The 1,455-nt window shown below is 69.0% G+C and carries 1 protein-coding gene; it reads left to right on the top strand.

The genetic code is table 11. From position 1 onward, the window contains the following. Nucleotides 1–232 precede the first annotated feature (232 nt). Nucleotides 233–1,438: an IS110 family transposase gene (locus tag C2L58_RS01570; protein ID WP_103335191.1), complete on the top strand. Its 1,206-nt coding sequence runs from the start codon at nt 233–235 to the stop codon at nt 1,436–1,438. Nucleotides 1,439–1,455 lie beyond the last annotated feature (17 nt).

The raw sequence follows: 1,455 nt of genomic DNA, 5'->3' as shown, positions 1-1,455 counted from the left end.
CCCGTTACCTTTTTGGTGGCTCCCGACCAGGGAGCTGTGGTCGCCAGGCCCGGCATGACTAGCGCCCCCAGTCGAACCCATGATCCGGGGGGTGGTGTCACTGGGCCTGGTGGCATCGAGGGACCGCTGAATAGGGACACGGCCACCGCTGGGTAGGTCTCGTCGTAACGTGGGTGCCGGCCATCGATGCCTGACCCGGTGACCACGTCGCGGCGAACGAACGGCATGGTGGATGAGCAGCAACTTCAGCGTGTTTCTCGGCCTGGACGTCGGCAAGGAAGCCCACCACGCGGTCGGCCTGGACCCCGACGGCAACCGGCTGCATGACGGGCCGCTGCCCAACACCGAAACCAAGCTGAAAGCCCTGTTCGACAAGCTCGCCGCCCACGGGCCGCTGCTGGTTGTGGTCGACCAGCCGGCCACGATCGGGGCGTTGCCGGTCGCGGTCGCCCGCGCATGTGGGCATCAGGTGGCCTACCTGCCCGGGCTGGCGATGCGCCGCATCGCCGACCTCTACCCGGGCCGGGCGAAGACCGACGCCCGGGACGCGTTCGTCATCGCCGACGCCGCCCGCTCCCTCCCGCACACCCTCAGGCCAGTGGATGTCGGCGACGAGGCGCTGGCCGAGCTGGAGGTGCTGGTCGGGTTCGACGACGACCTGGCCGGCGAAGCCACCCGGATCAGCAACCGCATCCGCGGCCTGCTCACCGGCATCCACCCCGCCCTCGAACACGCGATCGGCCCGCGGATCAGCCACCCGGCGGTGCTGGAAATCCTCTCCCGCTGCGGCGGCCCGGCCGGCATCGCCAAAGCCGGACGCCGCAAACTCACCGCGATCGCCAAGGTCCACGCGCCCCGCCTCGGCGACAAACTGGTCGAGGCGATCATGACCGCGCTGGGCGAGCAGACGGTCATCGTTCCGGGCACCGCCGCTGCGGACACCGTCCTCCCACGGTTGGCGGACAGCTTGAAAAGCGTGCTCCTGCAACGGAAACAGGTTGCTGAGCAGGTTGAGGGGATACTTGATGCGCACCCTCTTGCCGGGGTCCTGACCTCGATGCCCGGCATCGGCGTCAGGACCGCAGCCCGCATCCTGCTCGAAGTCGGCGACGCCTCCAACTTCGCCTCCTCGGGGCACCTGGCGGCCTACGCTGGTATCGCCCCCGTGACCCGCAACTCCGGAACGTCGATCAAGGGGGAGCATCCGGCTCGGACCGGCAACCGCCAGCTCAAACGCGCGTTCTTCCTCGCCGCGTTCGCCTCGTTGTCGGATCCGACCAGCCGGGCCTACTACGACAGGAAGCGAGCCGAGGGCAAGAAGCACAACGCCGCCCTGATCTGCCTGGCCCGACGACGCTGCGACGTCCTCTACGCCATGCTCCGCAACGGCACCCACTACCGCCACCCCGAACCCACTCCCGTCCCCGCCGCGGCTTGACAACCACATAGGGACAC

The organism is Amycolatopsis sp. CA-126428 (genome assembly GCF_002904335.1).
Classification (GTDB): Bacteria; Actinomycetota; Actinomycetes; order Mycobacteriales; family Pseudonocardiaceae; genus Amycolatopsis.
This window is presented reverse-complemented; position numbering and strand designations above follow the sequence as displayed.

Coding starts and splice junctions, on each gene's coding strand:
- C2L58_RS01570 (WP_103335191.1), top strand. CDS start 233: ATGAGCAGCAACTTCAGCGTGTTTCTCGGCCTGGACGTCGGCAAGGAA.